General features: G+C 74.9%; 5 protein-coding genes. 2 read left to right on the plus strand and 3 right to left on the minus strand.

The window, feature by feature from the left end; genetic code table 11:
- Positions 1-375: 375 nt before the first annotated feature.
- A complete protein-coding gene (locus ACFV2S_RS35480) occupies positions 376-903 on the plus strand; it encodes a hypothetical protein (RefSeq protein WP_385569443.1) in 528 nt (175 codons plus the stop codon).
- Between the two features lie 114 nt (positions 904-1,017).
- Here the strand turns inward: ACFV2S_RS35480 and ACFV2S_RS35485 are convergent, their stop codons facing one another.
- From ACFV2S_RS35485 to ACFV2S_RS35495, 3 genes are all read right to left on the minus strand, one after another.
- Positions 1,018-1,575, minus strand: coding sequence for a hypothetical protein (locus ACFV2S_RS35485; RefSeq protein ID WP_385569446.1), 558 nt, complete (start codon positions 1,573-1,575; stop codon positions 1,018-1,020).
- Positions 1,576-1,737: 162 nt separating this feature from the next.
- Positions 1,738-2,502 (minus strand): hypothetical protein, encoded by a 765-nt coding sequence (locus ACFV2S_RS35490; RefSeq protein ID WP_383801967.1) that lies wholly within the window; start codon positions 2,500-2,502, stop codon positions 1,738-1,740.
- 32 nt (positions 2,503-2,534) lie between these two features.
- Positions 2,535-2,666 carry a hypothetical protein gene (locus ACFV2S_RS35495; RefSeq protein WP_383801970.1) on the minus strand — a complete coding sequence of 44 codons (132 nt, stop codon included), beginning with the start codon at positions 2,664-2,666 and terminating at the stop codon, positions 2,535-2,537.
- Positions 2,667-2,751: 85 nt separating this feature from the next.
- Here ACFV2S_RS35495 and ACFV2S_RS35500 point away from each other — a divergent pair, with 85 nt between their 5' ends.
- Positions 2,752-3,009: a hypothetical protein gene (locus tag ACFV2S_RS35500; RefSeq protein WP_385569449.1), complete on the plus strand. Its 258-nt coding sequence runs from the start codon at positions 2,752-2,754 to the stop codon at positions 3,007-3,009.
- Positions 3,010-3,194 lie beyond the last annotated feature (185 nt).

The raw sequence follows: 3,194 nt of genomic DNA on the forward strand, positions 1-3,194 counted from the left end.
CGGGGGCGCCGGGGGGGGCGCCCCAGCGGGCGGGCGGCCCGGCCCCCGGAGCGGGCGTGGGGTCCCCGGGCCCCCCGGCGGCGGGGGGGCTCCGGCGTCGGCGCGGCGCGGCCGGGCGCCCGGCCGCGCGACGGCGGGCAGGTGGGTGACAGCCGGGCTGACCCATCCGAGTAATCGTCAGATAAGCATCCCGTACGGCCGTGACCTGCGCTTCCGCTGCCTCAGGGGGTTCCGCTCCCGGCGTGTCGCCTCACCGGGGTGGCCCAGTGCCGACATGCACGGCTCGCACCGGCTTGTGATGGTTCGTCATGGAAGGCGTACTCGTCGAATCTCCCGGAGCACCGCTTTGGGGCGTCTTCCACTGGAGGTTCAACCATGCGTGCTGCACGCACTCTGGCGGTGACGGCGACCGCGTTCGCGGCGCTCGGACTCGCGGCCCCCCTCGCCACCGCCACCCACGGGCCCAGCAGCGTGACCGACAGCGCTTTCCAGACCGAGCGGGGCGGCGACGGCTCCAACGGCGTCACGGTGTCCCCCTTCGCGGTCCACCAGGGCGCGATCCTCACGGTCACCGTCCGGGGCTGCTCCGGCGGCACGGTCACCTCGAACGCCTTCGCGACGACCCGGCTCCCCGCCGCCGTCAACGGCGTCTCCACCGCCACCCCGCGCATCTTCGACAACGCCACGCCCGGCCAGTACAACCTGGCCGTCCAGTGCAACGGCCGTACCCTCACCCAGCCGTTCCGGGTGCTGGCCGGCCAGGGCGCGCAGGGTGGTCTCGGCGGCTCGATGGCGCCGAGCTCCACGGAGATGGCCGTCGGCGGTTCGCTCGTCGCCGCCGCCGCGCTCGGCGGGGGTCTCTTCATCGCCCGTCGCCGCCGTACGGTCGGCGCGGGAGTCTGACCGGCCGAACCTCCCGGTCGGCCCGCCGTGCCCGTCGCCCCCGAGTCCCGCAGGGACCCGGGGGCGACGGGCGTCCGCGGGACGCCGCGCACCGATCCGGTCCGCCACGCCCGTTCAGTGACGCCGGCCGGCGGCGGCGCGGCGGCGGATCGCGTAGACCGCGGCGCCCGAGACGGCGGTCACGGCCAGCACCCCGCCCACGGCGACCTCGGTGGAGCTCGGCGCCATCGAGCCGCCGAGACCGCCCTGCACCCCGCGCGGGGGCGTGAGGATCGTGGCGCTGATGGTCGGCGTGGCGGTGGGGGAGCCGCTGATCGTCAGGGCGACGGTGTCCTGCACGCCGCCCGTGCAGTTGAAGAGCACCGTGTACACGGCGCCGCGCTTGGCGTCCGCGTCCACGGTGGCGGTCACCGCCGCACCCGGTGCGATGGTGACGGTGTCGAAGATGCCCGCAGAGGCCCTCGCCGTACTGGCGCAGCCGGGGGCGCTCAGCGTCACCCGGCCGCCCGGGGCGACGACCGCGGGCGACACGAGGAAATCGCCCGGTGCCTTGGCCCGTGGAGCCCGCGCGCCGGACGCGGGAGCAGCGTCCGCCGCGAGGGCGGCGGGGGCGGCCAGGGCGAGGGCGGCCGCCCCCAACAGGGCAGTGGAAGCGGCACGTATCGCGCGCATGGTGAATCCTCCGGGTCCCGAGGCGCAGCCGCGGAAGGGGATTCCCGCGAAGGGCACGCACCTCGATGCCCGAAACGCTAGGAGCGCACTACCACAGCCGCGATCCCAGACGTGCGAATGGGGCACCCATGTCCCCCGGGTGGCCCACTCGCACGGGGAGGCTCACCGCGTGATCTGCGGAAACAGATCGGTGAACGGCGCGGCGGTGGCCGAGATGCCCCGGCCGAACGGCGCGTCGAAGTCCCAGATGAGGAACAGCAGGAAGGCGATCAGCACGCTGAAGAGCCCGGCCAGCAGCAGCTCCCGGCCGGTCCTGCGGATCTGCAGCGTGAAGATCAGGCCCACCGTCACCAGGGCGCCGATGATGAGGCCGAACCAGACCACCCCCGGCATGGTCGGCCCCGCGTTCTGCCCGCGCGCGCCCCGGGCGTCGTCGGCGGCGGCCACCTGGTCCACCAGGGGCTGGTACGCCTGCCCCTCGAAGTCGTTGGCCGGCTGGTAGTCGGTGACGCTGCGCCGCACCCGCTCCAGGAGCGCGGTGCCCTCGTCGCTGAGCTCCCCCTTCTCGGCCATGTACGTCCACTCGTCGTGGACCACGTACGAGACGTACGCGTCGACGTCGGCGCGGATCCGGGAGCGGACCTCCTGCGGGTACACCTCGGCGCGCGCCGAGATCTCGTGCATCGCCTGGGCCTCCTGCCGGACGGTCTCCTGGGCGGCCCCCCGGGCCTCCCAGACGCCGGCGATGGCCAGGCCGAGCACGATCGCGTAGATCACGCCGATCATCATCGTCATGTACTCGATGACGTCGGGGGTCTCGTTGGGGTCGTCGTCCTCGGGGAGGCGACGGTTGTTCATGACGACGATGGTGAGCACGACGGCGCAGGCGGCCGCCATCGCGAGAGAGAGTACGAGCCAATCGGACATGGATTCCTCCGGCGGGATTCAGAGGGTCGGGGTCACTTGGACCGGGGGCGCAGGATCGCCGTCGCGAGCACGGCGGGAGCGGTGATCATCAGCGTCGCCGTGACGACGGAGGTGCCGCCCTCCTTCTTGGTCCGCGCGGCCTGGCGGTAGTGCGGAAGCGCCACCGGCGACGGGGCCGGCGGCCGGGGCCGCAGGGTGGGCGTCGGGGACGGGGGAGGCGGCGGTGCGGGTGCCGGCTCCGGCGGCCTGGTGGGCACAGGCGCGGGGGACGGCGGCTCGGGTCGGGGCGCGGGCCTGGTGGCCGGCGGCTTCGGGACGGGACGCGGAGGCTTCGGCGCGGGCGGCTCCGGCTTCGGCGGCCGCGTCGGGGTGGGGGACGGCGAGGGGGACGGGGGCTCGGGCGTCGGCGTCGGGGTGGGCGTCGGGGTCGGAGTGGGCGTGGGCGTCGGGGTGGGTGACGGGCACGGCGGGGGCGGCTCGGTGGGACAGGGCTTCGGGTGGTGGTGATGCCCGTGCCCCTTGCCCTTCCCGTCGCCGTGGTGGTCGTGGCCCTTGCCCTTTCCGTGGCCCTTCCCACCGCCGTCGCCGTGGTCGTCGCCGTGGGTGGTGTGGGGCGGGGCGGGGGGCGCCAAACACCCCCCCAGCCCCAACCCACTCGAGGAGAGACGTCACAAAAGTCGAGTGCGGCGGGC

This window comes from Streptomyces sp. NPDC059695, assembly GCF_042733785.1.
In the GTDB taxonomy this organism is placed as follows: domain Bacteria; phylum Actinomycetota; class Actinomycetes; order Streptomycetales; family Streptomycetaceae; genus Streptomyces.

Bases quoted from the DNA above. Each gene is read 5' to 3' on its own strand.
- ACFV2S_RS35480 (WP_385569443.1), top strand. From the start codon at position 376: ATGCGTGCTGCACGCACTCTGGCGGTGACGGCGACCGCGTTCGCGGCG.
- ACFV2S_RS35485 (WP_385569446.1), bottom strand. From the start codon at position 1,575: ATGCGCGCGATACGTGCCGCTTCCACTGCCCTGTTGGGGGCGGCCGCC.
- ACFV2S_RS35490 (WP_383801967.1), bottom strand. From the start codon at position 2,502: ATGTCCGATTGGCTCGTACTCTCTCTCGCGATGGCGGCCGCCTGCGCC.